This window comes from Nocardioides sp. WJ219 (assembly GCF_058559815.1).
On the sequence record NZ_JBZUJV010000002.1, the window covers coordinates 397,008 to 417,562 of the forward strand.

A 20,555-nucleotide genomic window follows, 5' to 3' on the forward strand; every position below is an offset into this window, starting at 1 on the left:
CACATGACCGACCGGACGATCCGCATCCTGCTCGTCGACGACCACGAGCTGATCCGTAGCGGCCTCGGCACCGTGATGGACCTCGAGGACGACATGGAGGTCGTCGGGACGGCCCCGTCGGTGGCCGAGGCGATCCAGCAGTACGAGGCGCTCTCGCCCGACGTGGTGGTCGCCGACCTGCAGCTCCAGGACGGCACCGGTCTCGACATCGTGCGCACCATCCGCAAGGCCAGCAACGTGACCGGCCTGATCATCTTGACCATGCACTCCGGTGACGACCAGATCTTCGCCGCCATGCAGGCCGGCGCCTCCGGGTTCGTCGGCAAGGACGCCCCGTCCTCGGAGGTGGTCAGGGCCGCCCGGCACGCGGCCGTCTCGCCCCGGGCCTTCGTCTGCGCCGGGCTCGTCGGGGCGATGATGCGCCGCTCGTCGGGCGAGTCGACCAGCCTGACCGAGCGCGAGCACGACGTCCTGCTGCTGCTCGCCGACGGTCTGGGCGCCGCGGCGATCGGCGAGAAGCTGTACCTCAGCGAGTCGACCGCCAAGTCCCACATCGCCCGCATCTACCAGAAGCTCGGCGCCGCCAACCGCGCCCAGGCGCTGGTCACCGCGATGCGCATCGGCCTGCTCTCGAGCATCCAGCCGTCCGCGCGCTGAGGTCCGCACCGGCGGGATCGGCGCCGGCCCCTCTACCCCGGGCGATGACCACCTGCCCATAGCCCGAATTGACTAGACCGCCGGTGCGAAATCCTGATGGAACGCCCCGGTCCCGCTTGGAACAATCGTCCCAGTGAGGTCCCAGCCCACGCACCAGCACCGGCGGGGCCGCCCCACCACCGCCTGTCCTAGGAGAAGCTCCATGTACGCGTACGGCCGCATCCTGCTCACCGCCCGCCTCGCCAAGATGAACGACCGCGGCGCCTCCGCCGTCGAGTACGGGCTGCTGGTCGCCGGCATCGCGGCCATCATCGTCGCCGTCGTCTTCCTCCTGGGTGAGAACGTCCTCGAGGCGTTCACCGACACCAACGACATCATCGAGGAGAACGACGGTGAGGACACCCCGTGACCCACGTCCGGTCCTAGGGTGATCACGTCGACCCCCTGACGCCCCGCAGACCCCGCGCTCGTCACGAGCGCGGGGCCTCGGCCGTGGAGTACGCCCTGGTGCTCGCCGGCATCGCGTTCTTCGTCGTGGTGATCATCGTCGCCCTCGGCGCCAACGTCGGCGGTCTGTTCGACGACGCCTGTGACGAGATCTCCGCCGAGACCGGCGAGCAGTGCCCGTAGCCGGCCGTTCAGCCGGCTGAGACCCGGCGCGCGATCGCGATCCGGGTGAGCACGCCCGGGTGGCTGCCGAACCAGAGCTCGAGCACCGCCGGCGGGGTGGGGTCGGCCAGCGAGCGCACCGCGAGCCGGCGCTGCAGGGCCACGAACGCGTCGACGTCGTCGGTCGCGCGGACCGCGTCGACGTCGGCCCGGGCCTCGAGCTGTCGGCTCACCGCGTTGCTCAACGGGGACGCCGCCAGGCTGCCGGCGGCGACGAGGGCGAGCACCAGCGGCACCACCGCCGCGTCCGCCGGTGCGGCAGCGCCCCGGCGTCGGGCGCCGGCCAGGACCAGCGACAGCAGCCCGACGGCCGCCAGCACGCCCGCCGCGCCGAGCAGGGTGCCGGTCAGGACGTCGCGGTGCCGCGCGTGGGCCAGCTCGTGCGCGACCACGGCCAGGGTCTCGTCCTCGTCCGCGGAGTCGACCAGGGTGTCGTAGACGACCACCCGGCGGGTGCTGCCCAGCCCGGAGACGTAGGCGTTGAGCGTCGTCGTACGACGCGACGCGTCGGCGACCAGGACGTCGTCGACGTCGACCCCCTGCTCCTCGGCGAGGCGCAGGACCTGGGTGCGCAGGGCGCCCTCGGGCAGGGACTCGAAGTCGTGGAACGCCGGCTCCACGACGAGGGGGTAGCCGAACGAGCCGACGACGACCAGTCCGGCGAGCGCGGTCCCCGCCGCCGCCGGCCACGCGCGCGGCAGCCGGCGGGCGCACCCGACCACCACGAGCATCGCCACCGAGGTCGTCACGACGGTGATCGCCTCGCCGACCGCGAGGTCGCGCGCGAAGGCCGTCCACGCCTGCGTGCTGAGGCCGACGTCGAGCCGGGCCCGCTGCAGACCGACGGCGCAGGGCAGCGTCACGAGCCGCCCGAGCAGGGTGAGCGCGGCCACCGCCAGCGGCACCCGCACCCACCACGGTCCGGGGAGCCGCTCGACCAGGCGGCGTCCGCGTGCGGTCAGACCGAACCAGCAGGCGACCGCGAGCGACACCGCCAGGGAGGAGAGGCTCCACACGCGGGCCCACCGCGCGAACTGCTCGGCCCGGGCGACCTCCTGGGCGCCGAGCACCGTCGAGACCGGCACCGGGGTGACGAGTCCGCCGGGCACGGCGTCCCAGGGCACCAGGACCGCCGCGCCCACCAGCAGCGCCAGGGCGCCGACCACCAGGGTGCCCAGCGCCACCCGGCGCTCGGTCACGGCGGCGTCCCGGGCAGCGCCGCGAGCCGGTCGCGCCAGGCGGCGACCAGCTCGGCCTCGGTCCAGTCGAGCTCCTCGGCGAGCGCGTCGTCGACGGGCACGCCGTCGCTGACGCCGGAGTAGAACCGCCCCAGCGCGGCGGCGCCGCCGCGCTCGGCCAGCGTGACGCAGATCAGCCAGGACGCCTCGTAGACCGCGCCGAGGTGCGGGCCACGGGTGTCGAACTGCGCCGGGACCGGCAGCGCCGACGGCAGCCCCTCGTCGCGCACCTGTCGCTCGGCCTGCGCCGCGGTCCGGGACAGCGGCAGCGGCGTGTCGCGCAGGGCGACGTAGTCGGCGAACCCCTCGACCAGCCAGGTCGGCGCGCTGCTCGACGGGGCGTCGGTCGCGACGTGGGTGGCCTCGTGCGCAAGCACCACCTCCTGGCCGATCCGACCGAGGCCGTCGAAGACCTCCGGGTTGACGAAGACGTGGATCGGCGCGCGCGGGACGATCGCTCCCCCGGCGCCGGTGACCGCCGCGATCTGCGCGTAGTAGCCGGGTTCCGCGCCGAGCGCCGCCTCGAGGGCCGCGCCGTCGGCCGGCACCTCGACCACCAGTCGCGGACGCCACCCGGTGAGCACCCGCGAGACGGTCGGCACGGCCGCCCGGGCCCGTCTCTCGTACGTCGCCAGGTCGGTGCCGTCGGCCGCGACGACCAGTAGGTCGTCGGAGCGGCTCACCGCGACCGGTCCGCTCATCCAGACCGGCGTGCGCAGCGACCCGCCGCCCACACCGGCCACCACGACGCCGTCGTCGGTCGTCCGGAACCGGACCAGCACCTCGGTGCTCGCCAGTTCGCGGTCGAACCCGGCGTACGCCCACCCGACGTCGACGGCGGCGGACCAGGTGCCGTCACCGGCGACGCCACCGTCCTCGGTGACGTAGCGCATCGTCACCTCGCTCAGCCCGATCGCGGCGGCGTTGTCGGCCAGGACACCGAGCCGCTTCGCGGCCGCCGGGTCGTCGGGGTCGGCCAGGCCCGTGGCCACCGCCCGGTCAGCGTCGACGAGGGCGTTGGCGAGCCGTTGCAACGTCGCCGCCGCGCCGGCCGGCTCGACCGCCGCCGGCGCCGGGGTCGGGACCGGAGCGACGTAGGGCTCGTCGCCGCCCGGCAGGGCGAGCGTCGCGACCAGGACACCGACGACGACCAGCACCAACAGCGAAGGACCGACCACCCACCATCGGGGTCGGCCGGTCCTCGCGCTGGGGACGTCGGTCAGTGCAGCACCGTCAGCCCGGGCGGACGGCGCCGACGTACGGCATCGAGTAGAGCGAGGCGGTGGTGACGCCGGAACCCGGGTTGGCGGCGTGCACGATCATGCCGTTGCCGATGTACATGCCGACGTGGCTGATCGGGCTGTAGTAGAAGACCAGGTCGCCCGGCTGCAGGTCGGACGCCGCGACCCGCGCACCGGAGGAGTACTGGGCGCTCGAGGAGTGCGGCAGCGACACGCCGGCCTGGGCCCAGGCCATCATGGTCAGGCCGGAGCAGTCGAACGCGCTCGGGCCGGCAGCACCGTAGACGTAGGCGTCGCCCACCTGGGCCATCGCGTAGGAGACCGCGGCCCCGGCGCGGCCGGAGGCCGGCACCGAGACGGGCGCGTCGGCCGTCTCGTCGGTGGCGACGGGCGCGGCGGCGGCGGCCTGGGCGGCGGCCAGCTCGCGGCGCTCCTCCTCCTCGAGGCGACCGAGCAGGTCCTCGGCGTCGGCCAGCTTGTCGTCGACCGTGGACTTCTCCTCGGCGAGCTCGGCCTCGAGCTCGGCGACCTGCGAGATCCGCTTCTCGGTGGCGTCACGACGGATGTCGAGCGCCTCGAGGCCGTTCTCGTAGTCGTTGAAGATGCCGTCCTGGACCTGCCGGTAGGACGACATGGTCGAGAGGTCGTCCAGGAACGACGCGGGGTCGCCGGCCGAGACGACCTGGCTCACGACGCCGAGGTCGCCCCCGCCGTACTGGCGCAGCACGGCGCGGCGGGCCTCGCTGCGCAGCCCGTCGAGCGACTTCGCGGCGCGGGCCTCGTCGGACTCGAGCGCGTCGAGGTCACCACGCAGCTGGTCGAGCTCGATCTTGATGTCGTTGTAGCGCTCGGAGGCCTGCTCGGCCTCGTGGTAGAGCCGGTCGACGCGGGCCTGGACGTCGGCGATCTCGGGGTCGGCCTGGGCCGGGGAGCTGGGCACGAGCCCCAGGCTCGCGGCGAGCGCGAGTCCTGAGACCACGGAGGCGATGCGCGTCCGAGGGCTGATCACAGCGGTGGTGGGTCCTTTGCGAGTCGTACGCCTACCAGGTGAGCTGACGGATTCGGGCACGACCTGCCCTACTCCCGATCCTCGCCACCCACGGTCGAACCGTGTGCGGCGCCTCGCGGGAGATTCACCCCAGAAGAGTTGGTTCCCCGGCTCCCCCACCGCGAGCGGTGCGGGACTCAGCGCGGCGTCCGCGTGGGCCCGGGCGGGCCCAGCTCCGAACGCCTGAGCAGCCACCGTAGTGGCCCGGCAGAACGCCCGCCAAACTTCCACCGGAATTCACCGGCGTGGCGTGTCACACACGTCACAGGAGCCCCAGTGGTTGCGCCTCCCCACGGTCAGGCCGACTCGACCTCCGGCCCGGTGACCGGCCGGACCAGCCGCAGCGGCGGCACCAGCCCGCCGTCCGCCAGGACGTCGAGCGCGCGCAGCTCGTCGTCGTCGATCGTCAGCGGCGCGAGCTCGGGCGGCGGTCCGAGCAGCACCGTGACCACGCAGTCGTGGCACGCGAGACCCCGCACCACGCAGGTGTCGCAATCGATGTGTGTCGTCATGTCCAGAACCGTCCCACCCCCCACCGACAAGCGTGGGCGAGCGCAGGTCGAGCGAGCGCGTCGAAACCCGGTGCGGAGGGGCAGGGCGGCGAGCACGACGGGAGCCGGCCTGACCACCGTCGGCGAGCAACGCCGGTTGAGGAGGTTGCGCTGGCAACCGTCTCGAAACCCCCCGCAAGATCGGCCCCGCCAAGTCCCCGCCCGGTGGTCTCGAGACGGCCGTGACCGGCCTCCTCGACCACCATCGGTGAGCAACGCCGGTTGAGGAGGTTGCGCTGGCAACCGTCTCGAAACCCCCGCAAGATCGGCACCCCGCCGGGCCCCGCACGGTGGTCTCGAGACGGCCGTAGCCGGCCTCCTCGACCAGCGTCGGTGAGCAACGCCGGTTGAGGAGGTTGCGCTAGCAACCGTCTCGAAACCCCCGCAAGATCGGCACCCCGCCGGGCCCCGCACGGTGGTCTCGAGACGGCCGGGGCCGGCCTCCTCGACCAGCGTCGGTCGACCACCCCGACCAGCATCGGTGAGCAACGCCGGTTGAGGAGGTTGCGCTAGCAACCGTCTCGAAACCCCCGCAAGATCGGCACCCCGCGGGGCCCCGCACGGTGGTCTCGAGACGGCCGGGGCCGGCCTCCTCGACCAGCGTGGGTCGCCGTGGTCCCGAGACGGCCGGGGCCGGCCTCCTCGACCACGGACGGTGGGAGGACGCGCGCGTCCTCCCACCGATTGTCGGTGGCCACACCTACCGTCCGGAGACATGACCACGACGGCCACCCCGGGCACGCAGTGGGAGAGCCAGCGCAGCTTCGACGAGCTGGGGCGTCCGCTGCGCGACGTGACCTTCTGCGTGGTCGACCTCGAGACCACGGGGGGCTCGGCCCAGGCCGGGTCGATGATCACCGAGGTCGGGGCGGTCAAGGTGCGGGCCGGGGAGGTCCTGGGCGAGTTCCAGACCCTGGTCAACCCGCACACCGAGATCCCTGCGTTCATCGCGGTCCTCACCGGCATCAGCAACTCGATGGTGGCCGACGCGCCGCCGATCGAGTCGGTGCTGCCGGCGTTCCTGGAGTTCGCGGCCGGCTGCGTCCTGGTCGCCCACAACGCGCCGTTCGACGTGGGGTTCCTGCGCCACTTCGCCGAGCAGCAGCAGCGTCCCTGGCCGGCGTTCGAGGTCGTCGACACCGCCGTGCTGGCCCGCCGCGTCATCACCCGCGACGACGCCCCCAACTGCAAGCTCTCCTCGCTGGCCCGGGTCTTCCGCTCGGGCACGACCCCCAACCACCGCGCCCTCTCCGACGCCCGCGCCACCGTCGACGTGCTGCACGGGCTGATGGAGCGCATCGGGGCCCAGGGCGTCTCCACGCTGGAGGAGCTGCAGACCTTCTCCTCGCGGGTCACCACCGCCCAGCGCAAGAAGCGCCACCTCGCCGACGGCCTGCCGCACTCCCCCGGTGTCTACCTCTTCCGCGACGATGCCGACCGGGTCCTCTACGTCGGCACGTCCCGCGACGTCCGCAAGCGGGTCCGGTCCTACTTCACCGCCTCCGAGACCCGCTCGCGGATGGGCGAGATGGTGCGGCTCGCGGCGCGGGTCACCGCCGTCGAGTGCGCGACCCCGCTGGAGGCCGAGGTGCGCGAGCTGCGGCTGATCGCCCAGCACAAGCCGTCCTACAACCGGCGCTCGAAGTTCCCCGAGAAGACCACCTTCGTCAAGCTCACCCGCGAGGCCTGGCCGCGGCTGTCCCTGGTGTCCCGGGTGCTCGACGACGACGCCGACTACCTCGGTCCGTTCTCCTCTCGCGGCAGCGCCGAGAAGTGCCTGGCCGCGCTGCACGACACCTTCCCGGTGCGCCAGTGCTCCGACCGGCTCGCGCGTCGTCCCTCTCGCAGCGCGTGCGTGCTGGCCGAGATGGGCCGGTGCCTGTCGCCGTGCGACGGCAGCGTCGACGAGCACACCTACGCCGCCGTGGTCCGCCAGCTGCGCGAGACCCTGCTGCGCCGTCCCGACGACGTGGTCGAGCTGGTCAACTCCCGGATGGCGGCGCTCGCCGCCGACGAGCGGTTCGAGGAGGCCGGCGTCCACCGTGACCGGCTCGCGGCGTTCGTCCGCGCCGCCGCCCGCACCCAGCGGCTGACATCACTGACGCACTGTCCCGAGGTGGTCGCCACCAGGCGCGAGGACGACGGGCGCTGGGCCGTCCACGTCGTGCGCTACGGCCGGCTCGCGGCCGCCGGCGTGATCCCGTCGGGCACCGACGCCCACGCCTACGTCGCCGGGCTCCGGGCCAGCGCCGAGACCGTGCTGGCCCCCGTCGGCACCCCCGGCCCCACCCCGGCCGCGACCGCCGAGGAGACCGAACGGGTGCTGCGCTGGCTCGAGGCGCCCGACGTCCGGCTGGTCGACATCGACGGCGAGTGGACCTGCCCGGTCGCCGGGGCGACCCGCCAGCTGGCCCGCCACGCAGCCGCGGCCGAGCCGGCGGCCTTCGCGGCCCACTAACGTGTCCGCATGCTCACCGCCATCGTGTTCGTCAAGGCCGCGGTCGACCAGATCCCCGAGGTCGCCGAGGCGATCGCCGCCATCGACGGCGTCAGCGAGGTCTACTCCGTGACCGGGCAGGTCGACCTGATCGCCATGGTGCGGGTCCGCCACCACGACGACATCGCCGCCGTCGTGGCCGACCGGGTCAACAAGGTGCCCGGGGTGCGCGAGACCGAGACCCACATCGCCTTCCGGGCCTACTCCCGCCACGACCTGGAGTCGGCCTTCTCGCTCGGCCTCGACTAGCGTCCCGCGGATGACCTGGCTGGACGTCCTCGGCTGGGGCGGCAGCGCCCTGCTGGTGTTCTCGCTGCTCCAGACCCGGGTGCTGCGCTTCCGGGCCCTCAACCTGGTGGCCTGCGTGCTCCTGGTGGCGTTCAACGCGTTCCTCGAGGTCTGGCCCATGGTCGGGATGAACGTCGTCCTGTGCGCCATCAACGTCTGGTTCCTGGTCCGCCTGCTCCGCGACCGCCACGACGACGCCGTCTTCGAGGTGGTCGAGGTGGGTCGCGACGACGCCTACCTGCGCCACCTGCTCGCGGTGCACGGCGACGACATCCGGCGCTTCCAGCCCGACTACGCGGGGGCGCCGCCCACCGAGCGCGACGCCGCGTTCCTGGTGCTCAAGGGCGACGAGACGGTGGGGGTCGTGCTGATCGACGCCGACGGCGAGACCGCCCGGGTCCGCCTCGACTACGTCACCCAGCGGTTCCGCGACTTCACCCCCGGCGAGTTCGTGTGGCGACGCAGCGGGATCCTCGCCGCGCTGGACGTACGGCGGGTCGTGACGTCGCCCGAGATGGTCAACGCCTACTACGACCGCGTCGGGTTCCGGCGGGAGGGTCGGACGTTCGTGCTCGACCTCTGACCCGGTCGGTCGGGGTCCGGACCACCGGACGGACACAGGACGCCCGTTCGCAGGACGTGGTCGACGACCCGGGCCTAGGCTCACCGCGATCGGGTCCTGCCGGCTCAAGTGAGGGTCGCCCGCGACCGAGAATCACCGTGCCCGCACTGCAGAGCGGGCAGCCGACGATCCCGGGAGCCCTCCATGGACCAGCACCACCACCGCGCGCTCGCGTCCCTGACGGGGGTGCTGCTGCTGGCCGGTGCCGTGCTGGTCGTCGACCCGGTGGCGGCCGGCGCCGCCCCGCCCGACGCCCCGGAGAACCTCGCGCCGGCCGCCGGCGAGGTGGTCGGGGGCGACGTCGTCCTCGCGTGGGACCGGCCGGCCGGTGCCACCAAGTTCGACGTCCAGGTCGACGACACCGCCGACTTCTCCAGTCCCCTCTCGGCGGCGTCGGTCACGGGCACCGTCAACCTCCGCCACGTCCCCCGGGTCCAGCTGCCGGCCGGCGACCTGTGGTGGCGCGTCCGCGCCTCCAACGGCACCGAGACCGGCGAGTGGCGGACCGAGGCGTTCCGGCGCAGCTCCACGAACGCGCCGGTGCCGATCCGGCCCGCGGCCGGCGCCGAGATCGCCCCTCCCGTCGACTCCCCCCGGTTCGCGTGGGAGCCGGTCCCCGGCGCGACGTCGTACACCGTGCAGGTCGGCCGCGACCCCGAGTTCACCGACCCGGCCCAGTTCGTCAAGAACACGCAGCGGACCACGGCGGCCGTCCTCACCGGCTACCAGGTCCCCGGGACCTACTACTGGCGGGTGCAGGCCGAGCTGAGCAGCGGCTACACCTCGGACTGGTCGCCGTCGCGCCCTTACGTCGCCCAGGGGCTGCCCGCGGTGCAGCGGACCGCGCCCGAGGACACCTTCGACCGCGAGGTCCGTGAGGTCGTCCTCGACTGGGAGCCGGTCCCCGGCGCCGCGACGTACGAGGTCGAGGTCAGCACCGACGACGCCTTCACCACCGTCAAGCACCGCATGGGCGGTGTCGTCGGCACCCGCTACTCGCCCGTGTCGACGTTCGACAACGACGAGTACTACTGGCGGGTGCGCGCGGTCGACGCGTCCGGCAACGCCGCGCCGTGGCCGGGGACGCCGTGGCGCTTCCGCCGCGCCTGGTCCGACCAGCCGACCAAGGTCTACCCGGTGGGCGAGCTCGCGGCGGGGGTGCCGTTCTTCTACGAGTGGACGGCGATCGAGATGGCGAGCTCCTACGAGGTGACGCTCTACAAGCAGTCGCCGACCGGCTCGATGGTCCTCGAGAACACCTGCCCCGCGGTGCACACCACCCTCGCCAACGCCTGCGTCCCCAGGACGGCCGGACGCTACGGCTGGAAGGTCAGGGCGACCGACGGGGGTGGCACCGACGCCCCGATCACCGACGTCATCAGCCAGCCGCTCACCTTCTTCGACTTCGCCCCGTCCGCGGTCGGCGGCGGCACGCCGTTCGACCTCGGCGTGACGGGCGAGGCCGCGTCGATGTCCGGCTCCGCCGCCTACGGCCTCGCCGGCACGCCGCACGAGGTCTGCGACGCGGCCGCGGCACCCGCGACCTGCGTCGACCTGCGCCAGGTGCCCGTCCTCACCTGGGACCCGGTCCAGGGCGCCACGAGCTACACCGTCACGCTGTCCTACGACCGCGAGCTCACCAACACGGTGGTCGGCTTCACCGGCATGTCCGTGTCCTCGACGATGTGGACCGCCCCCAAGACGCTGCCCGACAGCCAGGCGGGGTCGGCGTACTACTGGGTGGTCACGCCGTGCGACCGCGAGGGCTGCCTCGAGCCCGGTCACGCCGAGCAGTCCTTCGCCAAGAAGACGGTCGCCCCCGCGCTCCTCAGCCCGGTCCGCCGCGACGGGGTGGTACCGGTCGTCGCCGACGACGTCACCCTCGACTGGGACTCCGAGCTGGCCGCCCTGCGTGACCCGGCCTCGGCCACCGGCTCCTCGCTGTCGACGCCGGCGTCGACCGAGGCACGCTCCTACGTCGTCGAGACGTCGATCGACCCCGGGTTCACCTCCGTGATCGACCGCGAGACCGTCGACCAGACGACCTTCACGTCGTTCAAGAACACCTACCCCGAGGGACCCGTCTACTGGCGGGTCCGGGCCGTCGACGGCAGCGCCAACCTGTCCGTCTGGAGCCAGACCGGTGCCTTCGAGAAGCGCTCGCCCAGGCCGGCGCTCCTCTCCCCGGCCTCCGGCGCCCCGCTGGGCACCGACTACGCCTTCACCTGGGAGCCCCTCCCGTTCGCCGCCGGCTACGAGATCGAGGTGTACGCCGGCCCCACCCGGGTCGCCGGCTCGACGTCGTGGAAGCACACGTCGTGGGCCCCGGCGGACCCGCTGCCGATCCGCGTCGAGAACGACTACACCTGGCGCGTGCGGCGCATCGACGCCAAGGGGCGCAAGGGCGAGTGGAGCGAGACCCGGGCCTTCCGCCACGACGCGGTCGCGCCCTCGACGATCGCGCCGGCTCCGGGCAGCGTCGTACCGCCGAGCACGGCGTACTTCACGTGGGAGCCCGACGTGCGGGCGACCGCCTACCGCTTCGAGCGCCGCAAGCCCGGGACGACCAGCCTCACCGAGAACGTGACGACGCGGGCAGCGTCGTGGGCACCCAGCGGCGTGATCGCCGCCGGCACCTGGGAGTGGCGGGTCGTCACCCTGGACGCGCGGGAGACCGCGCTCGGCGCGTCCCCGTGGCGGACCTTCGTCGTCATCGACCCGCCCGCCGAGGTCACCCGCGTGACCATCGCCGGCAGCGGCGAGGTCGGCACCGAGCTGCGCGTGTCGGCCCCGGTCTTCGACCCGGTCGCCGACCAGACCACCTACCAGTGGTACCGCGGGACCTCGGCCATCACCGGCGCGACCGGGACGACGTACACGGTCGTCTCCGCCGACCTGGGCAAGCAGCTGACGGTGCGGGCCACCGGCACCCTCGCGGGGTACAAGCCGGCCGTCTCGACGAGCACCGCCATCACCGGCGGCGACGGCGCCGCCCTGGTCGCCGTGCACGACCCGAGCATCATCGGACGCCTCGTCGTCGGGCAGACCCTCACGGTCGACCCCGGCGTCTGGACCGACCAGCCGCGCCTGACCTACCAGTGGTTCCGCGACGGCGTGCCCGTCCCGGGGGCCACGCGGACGACGTACGCCCTGACCGCGACCGACGCCGCCCGCACCGTCCACGTGGTCGAGACGGCCAAGACCACGGGCCGGCTGCCCGGTACGGCGGCCTCCAACCCGGTCCGCATCGCCAAGCTCGCCTCGACGACCGGGCTCGCGCTCAGCGCGTCGCGCACGACGGTGGCCCGGCGGGTCACCGCGAGGGCGACCGTGGCCGTCAGCGGCCTGTCGGCACCCGGCGGGTCCGTCGCCTTCTACGACGCCGGCCGCAAGCTCGGGACCGTGTCCCTGCGCTCGGGCTCCACCGCGGCGTTCCGGCTGCCGCGGCTCGCCGCCGGCCGCCACAGCATCAAGGCCGTCTACCTCGGTGGGCCGCAGGCCAACCCGTCGAGCCGCACGGTGCGGCTCACGGTCACGCGGAGGTAGCGCCCGCCGCGGCCACCCACCGCTCCAGCGTCGCCCCGGCTGCGCCGGAGTCGATGGCCTCGGCGGCCCGGACGACCCCGGCCGCGAGGGCCTCCTCGAGCGGGTCGCCGGGGGTGGCGTGCACGGCCAGCGCGGCGCCAGCGTTGAGGACGACGGCGTCGCGGACCGGCCCGCGCTCGCCGTCGAGCAGCCGGCGCACGACGTCGGCGTTGTGGGACGCGTCGCCGCCGCGCAGGTCCTCGGTGCTCGCCGGGGCCAGCCCGTGTGCCGTCGGGTCGACGGAGAAGGGCCCCGAGACCTCGCCGCCGGTCACGACGTAGACCGTCGAGGTGGTCGTGGTGGTCAGCTCGTCGAGGCCGTCGTCACCGCGGAAGACCCACGCGTCGGAGCCGCGGGCGGCGAAGACGCCGGCCATCACCGGCACCATCCGAGGGTCGGCGCACCCGATGGCCTGGGCGGCCGGCCGGACCGGGTTGGCGAGCGGGCCGAGGAAGTTGAACGTCGTGCCGATCCCGAGCTCGCGCCGGGGCACCGCCGTGTGCCGCATCGCCGGGTTGAAGGCCGCCGCGAAGCAGAACGTGATCCCGGCCTCGCGCGCCACCTCGGCCACCCGGTCGGGCGGCAGGTCGAGGCGGATGCCGAGGGCCTCCAGCACGTCGGCGCTGCCTGCGAGCGACGACGCCGAGCGGTTGCCGTGCTTGACCACGGTGACGCCCGCGCCGGCCGCCACGATCGCGGCCATCGTGGAGATGTTCACCGAGTTGGACCGGTCGGCGCCGGTGCCGACCACGTCGAGCAGGCGGCCCTCGACCGCGATCGGCGTCCGTCGTGCGTACATCGCGTCGGCGAGGCCGGTGACCTCGGCGACCGTCTCGCCCTTGGCGCGCAGCGCGACCGCGAACCCGGCGATCTGGGCCGGGGTGGCCTCGCCGGCCAGGATCTCCCCCATCGCCCAGGAGGCCTGGTCGTGGGTGAGGTCGGTGCGCGCGACCAGCGCCGACAGGACCTCGGGCCAGGTCACGACGCCGCCACCGAGCGTGCGACGTGGCGGTGCACGTCGGGAGGTTGAGGAGCCGCGCGAGCGAAGTACGAGCTCGCGACCGGCGTCTCGAAACTCATGACGCCGCCGCCGAGCGTGCGAGGCGGCGGAACACGCTGGTCACGGGGCCGCGGGCACCCGGGAGCGCAGCAGCCCGACCACCGACTCCGCGAGCTGGATCGGGTCGAGCGGGTGCGGCACCGCCGCGTCGGCCCGCGACCAGGTGGCCAGCCAGGCGTCCTGCGGCCGTCCGGTCAGCACCAGGATCGGCGGGCAGTGGTAGATCTCGTCCTTGAGCTGCTTGGCGATGCCCATCCCGCCGGCGGGCACGGCCTCGCCGTCGAGGATCGCCAGCGCCACCTGGCCGGCGTCCATGTTGGCGATCACGACCGGCTCGGTCGCCACCTCGAGGTACTCCAGCTCGGGCAGGTCGGGGTGCGGACGACGTCCGAGCGCCAGGATCACCTGCTGGCGGACGGAGGAGTCGTCGCTGTAGACGAGCACCTTGAGGCGGGGCGCTGGGGTCGTGGAGGCCGGGGCGTCGGTCACGGCCGCCATGCTATCCGCGCGGGCTCAGTCGCGGGACGCCGCCCGCTCGCGCTCGGCTCGCGCCTCGCGGGCCTCCACCAGGTCGAGCCGCCGGTCCTCGCGCTTGGCCTCGGCCATCGAGGAGCGGACCCACTGCACGAACAGGACAGCGAAGAAGGACAGCCCGATGAGGTCGCCCGAGCCCCACAGCAGCCCGCCCGCGAGCTCCTGGTCGGCGTACGGGTCGGGCAGCCAGGCGCCCATCGGCCCCTCGGCGAGCGAGGGGTACCAGTCGCCGCCGAGCAGGGTCGACTGGCCCATGATCGTGACCCCGAGGAAGGCGTGGAACGGCAGCGTCAGTGCCACCAGCAGCACCCGGAACGGGTAGCCGACCCGTCCGGGCACCGGGTCGACGCCCATCAGGGGCCAGAAGAACAGCGCGCCAACGAGCACCAGGTGGACGTGCATCATCTCGTGCACCCACACCGACTCCAGCGAGGCGCGGTACCAACCCGAGAAGTACAGCGCCCACGGCGAGACGACGTAGAGGGCGAACGCCAGCGGCGGGAACGAGAGCACCGTCGCGAACCGCGAGTGCAGCACGGCGAGCAGCCAGCGCCGCGGACCGCCCGGCAGGGTGCGCAGCGCGAGGGTCACCGGCGCCCCGAGCGCCAGGAACAACGGCACCACCATCGAGAGCACCATGTGCTGGACCATGTGCACGCTCAGCAGCGTCGTGTCGTACGCCGCCAGCCCAGAGGACGTGGCGACGTAGAAGGCGCCCAGGCCGACGCCCACGAAGGCCAGGGTCCGGCCCACCGGCCAGCGGTCGCCGCGACGGCGCAGCACGACCACGCCGAGCAGGTACAGACCGCCCGCCCAGACCGTCACCACCAGCGGCAGCGGGGCCAGCGACCACTCGGTGAAGAACGCCCCGGAGGTCAGCCGCGGGAGCGTCTCGGTGGCGCTCAGGAGGGCGGGGAACGGGGCTGTGCTCACGCCTGTGAGATTACGCGCACGGCCCATCCCGGGGGGGTGGTGGCACCCGGCTCGGGCCACGACATAATGAGGCTGTGGCGACGACTGCAACCATCCCGGCTTCCCGTCTGCACGGGCACCACGACCGCCCGTCCATGGTCGCGGTGGGCACGATCATCTGGCTCTCCAGCGAGCTGATGTTCTTCGCGGCGCTGTTCGCGTCGTACTTCACGATCCGCTCGGTCAGCCCCGACCTGTGGGCCACCAACACCGAGGCCCTCAACGTCCCGTTCGCTGCGGCCAACACCACGATCCTGGTGCTGTCGTCGCTGACCTGCCAGCTGGGTGTCTTCGCCGCCGAGCGCGGCCAGGTGGGTCGCAGCGGGTCGCTGCTGAACTTCCGCAAGTGGGGCCTGCGCGAGTGGTTCATCCTCACCTACGTCATGGGCGCGATCTTCATCGGCGGCCAGGCACTCGAGTACGCCGAGCTGATCCACGAAGGCATCACCATCCCCGACTCGGCCTACGGCACGATGTTCTACCTGACGACCGGCTTCCACGGGATCCACGTGACCGGTGGCCTCATCGCCTTCCTCTTCGTGCTGGGACGCACCTACCTGGCTCGCAAGTTCACCCACGAGCAAGCCGTGAGCGCGATCGTCGTGTCCTACTACTGGCACTTCGTCGACGTCGTGTGGATCGGGCTGTTCGCGACGATCTACCTCATCAAGTAGTCGACCCCAGACGACCGACCCAGACGACCTAGGGACAGACAAGACCGTGCGACTCCTCAACCGCTCCGCCGGCCGCCTCTCGCGCCACCGCCGCGGCCCCCTGGCCGGCCTGGTGGTGCTGCTGCTGGCGCTGCTGCTCACCGGGGGCGCCTACTCGCTCTTCTCCCCGGGCGCCACCGCCGGGCAGAGCGACACCGAAGACGAGCAGGTCGCGGCCGGGCGAGAGCTGTTCCTCGTCGGCTGCGCGTTCTGCCACGGCTCCAACGGCGAGGGCGTCCTCACCGTCGACGGCACCCAGTACGGCCCTGCGCTCACCGACGTCGGCGCCGCCTCGGTCGACTTCCAGGTCGGCACCGGCCGGATGCCGCTGGCCCAGCCGGGCCAGCAGGCCGTCCGCAAGCCCGCGGTCTACACCCAGGACGAGATCGACCTGCTCGCCGCCTACGTCGACAGCCTCGGCACCGGCCCGGAGGTCCCCGACCAGTCCGCGCTCGAGCTGCCCTCGGACTACACCGAGGAGGAGCGCGAGGAGGCGATCAGCCGCGGCGGCCAGGTCTTCCTCACCAACTGCACCGCGTGCCACAACTTCAACGGCCAGGGCGGCGCGATGCCCCGCGGTGGTCAGGCCCCCACGCTGCGCGGCGTCGAGCCCCGCTACATCTACGAGGCCCTGCTCACCGGCCCGCAGTCGATGCCGACCTTCTCCGACGGCAACCTCACCCCGCAGCAGAAGGCCGAGGTCATCGCCTACCTGCAGACGATCGAGGAGACCCCCGAGTACGGCGGCTTCGGCCTCGGCGGCCTCGGCCCCGTGAGCGAGGGCCTGTTCGGCTGGCTCGTCGGCATCGGCGGCCTGGTCGCCTTCGCCATCTGGATCGCCGCCCACACGACCCGCACGAGCAAGCAGAAGCCGTCGGCGTCCCGCGCGCCGGTCAACCTGCCCTCCGGACAACCCGCCTCCGACGAGAGGGGAGCCAGCGCGTGACCGACCTCGCCAAGCACGACGACGCCACCGTCGCCCACCCGGCCGAGCACGGCAGCAACCTGCCGGCCGAGGAACCACTCGCCAACCCGGGCCTCCCGGCCCACACGTGGCGACCCACCGACGTCGACGACGGCGCCGCCAAGCGGGCCGAGCGCCAGGTCTCGCTGATGTTCCTGCTCAGCGCGCTGTGCACCGTCGCGTTCGTCGTCTCCTACTTCGCCCTCGACATCGAGGACAACTGGCAGACCTTCGGCGGCCTCGGCGCCTCCACCGTCTTCCTCGGCGTGTTCCTGGGCCTGGCCCTCACCCTGATCGGGGTCGGGATCATCCAGTGGGCCCGCAAGCTGATGGCCGACCACGAGATCGTGGAGATGCGCCACCCGGCCCGCTCCTCCGACGAGGACCGCCAGGCCACCGTCGCCGCGCTCGGCGCCGGCGCCGAGGAGTCGGGGCTCGGCAAGCACAAGATGATCCGCCGCACCCTGCTGCTGTCGGTCGGCGTGCTCGGCGCCCCGGTCGTCGTCCTCCTGCGCGACCTCGGTCCGACCAACAGCGAGGTCGCCAGCGCCGCCGAGGGCACCGGGCTCCAGCACACGTTCTGGGGCACCGGCCTCGGGACGCCGATCCGCGTCGTCCGCGACGTCGTCGGCACGCCCATCCGGCCGGGCGACCTCGAGATCGGCGACCTGGTCAACGCGGTCCCCGACGGTCTCCTCGAGCTCGAGGGCATCGAGCTGCAGGTCGCCAAGGCCAAGGCCGCGGTGATCGTGGTCAAGATGGAGCCGGAGGCGATCAAGTCCGAGCAGGGCGAGGGCTGGTCGCTCGACGGGATCCTCTGCTACTCCAAGATCTGCACCCACGTCGGGTGCCCGATCTCGCTGTACGAACGCACCACCCACCACGTGCTGTGCCCCTGTCACCAGTCGACCTTCGACCTCGCCGACTCGGCGAAGGTCGTGTTCGGGCCGGCTGGCAGGCCGCTGCCGCAGCTGCCACTCGAGGTCGACGACGAGGGCTACCTGATCGCCATGGACGACTTCCAGGAGCCGGTCGGACCCAGCTATTGGGAGCGTGAGAAGCACTGATGAGCATCGACACGAGCAAGATCGCTGACAGCAACACCACCAGCGCCGCCACCCCGAAGAAGCCCGGCCGTGCCGGCGCCGTCGCCACCTGGGCCGACGACCGCCTGGGACTCGGCGGGGCGATGAAGAAGAACCTGCGCAAGGTCTTCCCCGACCACTGGTCGTTCATGCTCGGCGAGATCGCCCTGTGGAGCTTCGTGGTCCTGCTCCTCACCGGCGTCTTCCTGACGCTCTGGTACGTGCCCAGCATGGGCGAGGTCGAGTACCAGGGCTCCTACGACCCGATGCGCGGCGTCGAGATGTCGGAGGCCTACGCCTCGACGCTCGAGCTGTCGTTCGACGTCCGCGGCGGCCTGCTGATGCGGCAGATGCACCACTGGGCGGCGATGATCTTCATCGCCTCGATGATGATCCACCTGCTCCGCGTGTGGTTCACCGGCGCGTTCCGCAAGCCGCGCGAGCTCAACTGGGTGATCGGCTGCCTGCTGCTGTTCCTCGGCACCCTCGAGGGCTTCACCGGCTACTCGCTGCCCGACGACCTGCTCTCCGGCACCGGCATCCGCGCCGCCGACGGCTTCATGAAGGCCACCCCCGTCGTCGGCTCCTACATGTCGTTCTTCCTCTTCGGCGGCGAGTTCCCGGGCGAGGCGATCATCCCGCGCCTCTACACCGTCCACGTGCTGCTCGTGCCCGGCCTGCTGCTCGCGCTGATCGCGGCGCACATGATGCTGCTCGTCTACCACAAGCACACCCAGTGGCCCGGGCCCGGTCGCACCAACGACAACGTCGTCGGCTTCCCGATGCTGCCCGTGTACGCCGCCAAGGCCGGCGGGTTCTTCTTCATCGTCTTCGGCGTCACCGCGCTCATGGGTGGCCTGCTGTCGATCAACCCGGTCTGGAAGTTCGGCCCCTACGACCCGACCAAGGTCACGGCCGGCTCGCAGCCCGACTGGTACATGGGCTGGCCCGACGGCCTGCTGCGCATCATCCCCGGCTGGGAGTCGGTGATCTTCGGCTACACGATCTCGTGGAACGTGATGATCCCGATCCTGATCGCCCCCGTGGTGCTGCTGATCGTCGTGATGCTGCTGCCGTTCCTCGACTCCTGGATCACCAAGGACAAGCGGGAGCACCACCTGCTGCAGCGCCCGCGCGACGCTCCGACGCGCACGGCGATCATGGTGTCGCTGATGACCTTCTACGGCCTCGCGTGGGCCGCGGGTGGCAACGACATCATCGCCATCAAGCTCGACCTGTCGATCAACCAGATCACCTACTTCATGCGTGGCGCGATCTTCATCGGCCCGCTGATCGCCTTCATCCTGACGCGGCGTTGGTGCATCTCGTTGCAGCGGCACGACGAGCAGAAGCTGCTCCACGGCTACGAGACCGGCATCATCATGCGGTCCCCCGACGGCGGCTACAGCGAGCGCCACCTCCCGATCAGCGAGAGCGAGGCCTACCGCCTCACCGCTCGCCCGCGCGAGGAGGTCTTCGCGGCCAACGGCAAGGTCGACGACAACGGCGTCGCGGCGCCCGGCGGCCGCCTCGACGGCGTCCGCGCCAAGCTGTCGACGCTGATGTTCGCCGACAACGTGCAGAAGCCGACCCACGAGGAGCTCGAGGCGGCCCACCACCACGCCGAGCACGAGCACGCCGCCACCGCGGCGCTCGAGGGCCACGCCGCCGACGGCCACCAGTTCGACGGCCACCACGCCGAGGGTGAGTCGCTCCGCCCCCACCACTGAGCCGTCACCAGGTCGACCCGTCGCATCGTTGCGACGGGTCGATCTGTTTTTTGCGCCGACCCGTCGCATTGTTGCGACGGGTCAGCGAGCCCGGTGCCGCTGCCACTCGAGCTGGAGCAGCTGCACGTAGTCCTGGCGGGTGCCTACGACGTTGTGGGTGCGGGCGACGATGATCGTCCACCCCTGCGAGTCACGGAGCCATTCCAGCCGCTCCTCGTCGTGGGCAGCCCGGTCGGCGCCGTGGAACTCCTCACCGAAGTACTCGCCGCCGAACCGCTGCTCCGGCAGCCCGAAGTCGACGAAGAACCAGCCGCCGTCAGGGGCCGGCACCGGGCACTGGCACCTGGGGCGGGGCAACCCTGCGCTCAGCCAGCGGAGGCGGCCGATGCTCTCGAACTGTGAGTCCGACCCCGGATCGACGTACGGCGCCCACGCGCGCGCCTGGACGATGCCGCGGTAGCCCTTGAACCGCCCCAGCTCCTGCACCAGGTCGTCGACGGCGAACTCCCGCAGGGCAGCGAGGGTGTCCATCGCGGCGAAGGCCTGGTCGACGTGCAGCAGCCTGCCCAGGTCGCACGCGGTGCGCAGCGGCGTCGTCACCAGCACTCCCCCGGTCGGTACGACGTCACCACTGCTGAGCCGCCGCTCACCGCTGTCGCTGAGCTCGTTGCGCAGTCGCCGGCCGGGTGGGGCGAAGACCGACACCCGAGGTAGGACCTCGTGGGCGCCAGGCGCGAGCGCGCGGTCGCCGCACCACACCCAGGCGGCGCTGCGGTCGGTGACCACGCAGTCGGGCGGCACCACTAGCACCAGGCACCGCAGGCGCAGCTCGACGGTGTCCTCGAGTGCGGGGACGTGCAAGACGTTGCGCAGCCTGCGGCTCAACATCCGCGCCGCCACCAGGCGGCGCAGCTGGCTGCCGCTCACCCCGCGCTCACGGGCCTCGGACGAAAAGGTCGCTCTACGGGTAGCCGCTCGAGGATCTCGACCAGTTGCGCGGCACTCAGGGGACGGGGCATGCGGCCATGTTCGGCAATTCGATGGCGCGCCACACCTCAGGATCGGGTTGTCCACAGGCACGCGCGCTGACCCGTCGCAACG

Annotated in this window: 19 protein-coding genes and 1 riboswitch; of the genes, 11 read left to right on the forward strand and 8 right to left on the reverse strand. The window is 72.5% G+C overall.

Features of this window, described 5'->3' with window-relative positions; translation table 11 throughout:
• Positions 1-3: 3 nt before the first annotated feature.
• The 3 genes from AC4MBH_RS05940 to AC4MBH_RS05950 all read left to right on the forward strand — a co-directional run bounded on the left by AC4MBH_RS05940 (position 4) and on the right by AC4MBH_RS05950 (position 1,287).
• Positions 4-657: a response regulator gene (locus AC4MBH_RS05940; protein WP_491793438.1), complete on the forward strand. Its 654-nt coding sequence runs from the start codon at positions 4-6 to the stop codon at positions 655-657.
• A gap of 202 nt (positions 658-859) precedes the next feature.
• Positions 860-1,066: a Flp family type IVb pilin gene (locus AC4MBH_RS05945; RefSeq protein ID WP_491793440.1), complete on the forward strand. Its 207-nt coding sequence runs from the start codon at positions 860-862 to the stop codon at positions 1,064-1,066.
• Positions 1,067-1,149: 83 nt separating this feature from the next.
• Positions 1,150-1,287 carry a hypothetical protein gene (locus AC4MBH_RS05950; RefSeq protein ID WP_491793442.1) on the forward strand — a complete coding sequence of 46 codons (138 nt, stop codon included), beginning with the start codon at positions 1,150-1,152 and terminating at the stop codon, positions 1,285-1,287.
• 8 nt (positions 1,288-1,295) lie between these two features.
• Here the strand turns inward: AC4MBH_RS05950 and AC4MBH_RS05955 are convergent, their stop codons facing one another.
• The 4 genes from AC4MBH_RS05955 to AC4MBH_RS05970 all read right to left on the reverse strand — a co-directional run bounded on the left by AC4MBH_RS05955 (position 1,296) and on the right by AC4MBH_RS05970 (position 5,365).
• On the reverse strand, positions 1,296-2,525 hold the full coding sequence (locus tag AC4MBH_RS05955; protein WP_491793444.1) for a M48 family metalloprotease: 1,230 nt from the start codon (positions 2,523-2,525) through the stop codon (positions 1,296-1,298).
• Positions 2,522-3,742, reverse strand: coding sequence for a hypothetical protein (locus AC4MBH_RS05960; protein ID WP_491793446.1), 1,221 nt, complete (start codon positions 3,740-3,742; stop codon positions 2,522-2,524). Before AC4MBH_RS05960 ends, AC4MBH_RS05955 begins: the two co-directional genes overlap by 4 nt.
• Before the next feature lie 55 nt (positions 3,743-3,797).
• Positions 3,798-4,745 (reverse strand): C40 family peptidase, encoded by a 948-nt coding sequence (locus AC4MBH_RS05965; RefSeq protein ID WP_491793448.1) that lies wholly within the window; start codon positions 4,743-4,745, stop codon positions 3,798-3,800.
• An 81-nt stretch (positions 4,746-4,826) separates the two neighbouring features.
• A riboswitch (cyclic di-AMP (ydaO/yuaA leader) is annotated at positions 4,827-5,006 on the reverse strand.
• Positions 5,007-5,149: 143 nt separating this feature from the next.
• Positions 5,150-5,365, reverse strand: a complete 216-nt coding sequence (locus tag AC4MBH_RS05970) for a hypothetical protein (protein ID WP_491793450.1) — start codon at positions 5,363-5,365, stop codon at positions 5,150-5,152.
• A gap of 754 nt (positions 5,366-6,119) precedes the next feature.
• On the opposite strand from AC4MBH_RS05970, the gene AC4MBH_RS05975 reads away from it, so the two are divergent.
• The 4 genes from AC4MBH_RS05975 to AC4MBH_RS05990 all read left to right on the forward strand — a co-directional run bounded on the left by AC4MBH_RS05975 (position 6,120) and on the right by AC4MBH_RS05990 (position 12,357).
• Positions 6,120-7,862, forward strand: coding sequence for a DEDD exonuclease domain-containing protein (locus tag AC4MBH_RS05975; RefSeq protein ID WP_491793452.1), 1,743 nt, complete (start codon positions 6,120-6,122; stop codon positions 7,860-7,862).
• A 9-nt stretch (positions 7,863-7,871) separates the two neighbouring features.
• Positions 7,872-8,150, forward strand: coding sequence for an Lrp/AsnC family transcriptional regulator (locus AC4MBH_RS05980; protein ID WP_491793454.1), 279 nt, complete (start codon positions 7,872-7,874; stop codon positions 8,148-8,150).
• A gap of 10 nt (positions 8,151-8,160) precedes the next feature.
• Positions 8,161-8,772 carry a hypothetical protein gene (locus AC4MBH_RS05985; RefSeq protein WP_491793456.1) on the forward strand — a complete coding sequence of 204 codons (612 nt, stop codon included), beginning with the start codon at positions 8,161-8,163 and terminating at the stop codon, positions 8,770-8,772.
• A gap of 183 nt (positions 8,773-8,955) precedes the next feature.
• Positions 8,956-12,357: an Ig-like domain repeat protein gene (locus AC4MBH_RS05990; RefSeq protein WP_491793458.1), complete on the forward strand. Its 3,402-nt coding sequence runs from the start codon at positions 8,956-8,958 to the stop codon at positions 12,355-12,357.
• Here the strand turns inward: AC4MBH_RS05990 and trpD are convergent.
• The 3 genes from trpD to AC4MBH_RS06005 form a co-directional block, all read right to left on the reverse strand.
• The gene (gene trpD, locus AC4MBH_RS05995; protein ID WP_491793460.1) at positions 12,344-13,378 is read right to left on the reverse strand and encodes an anthranilate phosphoribosyltransferase; all 1,035 of its coding nucleotides are present in this window, start codon (positions 13,376-13,378) and stop codon (positions 12,344-12,346) included. The genes AC4MBH_RS05990 and trpD overlap by 14 nt on opposite strands.
• 138 nt (positions 13,379-13,516) lie before the next feature.
• On the reverse strand, positions 13,517-13,954 hold the full coding sequence (locus AC4MBH_RS06000; protein ID WP_491793462.1) for an Rv3143 family two-component system response regulator: 438 nt from the start codon (positions 13,952-13,954) through the stop codon (positions 13,517-13,519).
• 15 nt (positions 13,955-13,969) lie between these two features.
• The gene (locus AC4MBH_RS06005; protein WP_491793464.1) at positions 13,970-14,923 is read right to left on the reverse strand and encodes a cytochrome c oxidase assembly protein; all 954 of its coding nucleotides are present in this window, start codon (positions 14,921-14,923) and stop codon (positions 13,970-13,972) included.
• Positions 14,924-14,997: 74 nt separating this feature from the next.
• Here AC4MBH_RS06005 and ctaE point away from each other — a divergent pair, with 74 nt between their 5' ends.
• Genes ctaE through qcrB form a run of 4 tightly spaced genes read left to right on the forward strand, consistent with a single transcriptional unit; the run spans position 14,998 to position 19,454 of the window.
• Positions 14,998-15,636 carry an aa3-type cytochrome oxidase subunit III gene (ctaE, locus tag AC4MBH_RS06010; protein ID WP_491793466.1) on the forward strand — a complete coding sequence of 213 codons (639 nt, stop codon included), beginning with the start codon at positions 14,998-15,000 and terminating at the stop codon, positions 15,634-15,636.
• 46 nt (positions 15,637-15,682) lie between these two features.
• Positions 15,683-16,621 carry a cytochrome bc1 complex diheme cytochrome c subunit gene (gene qcrC / locus AC4MBH_RS06015; RefSeq protein ID WP_491793468.1) on the forward strand — a complete coding sequence of 313 codons (939 nt, stop codon included), beginning with the start codon at positions 15,683-15,685 and terminating at the stop codon, positions 16,619-16,621.
• Positions 16,618-17,706 carry a cytochrome bc1 complex Rieske iron-sulfur subunit gene (gene qcrA, locus AC4MBH_RS06020; protein WP_491793470.1) on the forward strand — a complete coding sequence of 363 codons (1,089 nt, stop codon included), beginning with the start codon at positions 16,618-16,620 and terminating at the stop codon, positions 17,704-17,706. The genes qcrC and qcrA overlap by 4 nt, the downstream gene beginning before the upstream one ends.
• Positions 17,706-19,454, forward strand: coding sequence for a cytochrome bc1 complex cytochrome b subunit (qcrB, locus tag AC4MBH_RS06025; RefSeq protein ID WP_491793472.1), 1,749 nt, complete (start codon positions 17,706-17,708; stop codon positions 19,452-19,454). Before qcrA ends, qcrB begins: the two co-directional genes overlap by 1 nt.
• A gap of 81 nt (positions 19,455-19,535) precedes the next feature.
• Here qcrB and AC4MBH_RS06030 read toward each other — a convergent pair whose 3' ends face one another.
• Entirely contained in the window at positions 19,536-20,381 is an 846-nt protein-coding gene (locus AC4MBH_RS06030) for a hypothetical protein (protein WP_491793474.1), read from the reverse strand.
• Positions 20,382-20,555 lie beyond the last annotated feature (174 nt).